This window comes from Paraburkholderia ginsengiterrae, assembly GCF_001645125.1.
In the GTDB taxonomy this organism is placed as follows: domain Bacteria; phylum Pseudomonadota; class Gammaproteobacteria; order Burkholderiales; family Burkholderiaceae; genus Paraburkholderia; species Paraburkholderia ginsengiterrae.
In genome coordinates, this window is the sequence record NZ_LXKA01000253.1 from 1 (window position 1) to 452 (window position 452).

The following is a 452-nucleotide window of genomic DNA, read 5'->3' on the forward strand; positions in this document are numbered from 1 at the left end:
GTATTGTTCAGCGTCGGCGCGGCGGCCACGTCGAGCACTACGGCTCCCGGCAGCTTGCCCTTGCCCGCTGCCCCACCGCGGTCGCAATTCGCGTCCCAGCTGGCCCGCCCTTTCACGTCCATCGTCCCCTGCCCGCCGCCGAGCACCCACAGCGCCATTCTGTCTGCCCCGTTGTTCGGCCCGTCTTCGCTCCTATGCACCACGACGCTGCTTGTCCCGTCCCCCGTCCGCCACGTCCGTCCTCGCACCTCCACCCCCTCCTTCGCCCCCACCCCGCTGTCCCCCCTGCCCCGCACGCGCCCACTTTCCCGCTGGAACGTCGCGCCGCCGCGCTCCACCGCCCCACCCTTGGCCGGCTACGTGCCGCTCCACGCCCTTCTCCGACGCCGCGCCTCACCACTCACCCTCCCTCCGTGTCGCACCGTCCCCTTCCCTACGCCCATGTCGATCCA

At 71.9% G+C, this 452-nt stretch carries 1 protein-coding gene; it reads right to left on the reverse strand.

What is annotated here, in order from left to right:
• On the reverse strand, positions 1-200 hold a 200-nt coding region (locus tag A6V37_RS40835; protein WP_157447891.1), incomplete at its 3' end, for a hypothetical protein.
• Between the last annotated feature and the right edge of the window lie 252 nt (positions 201-452).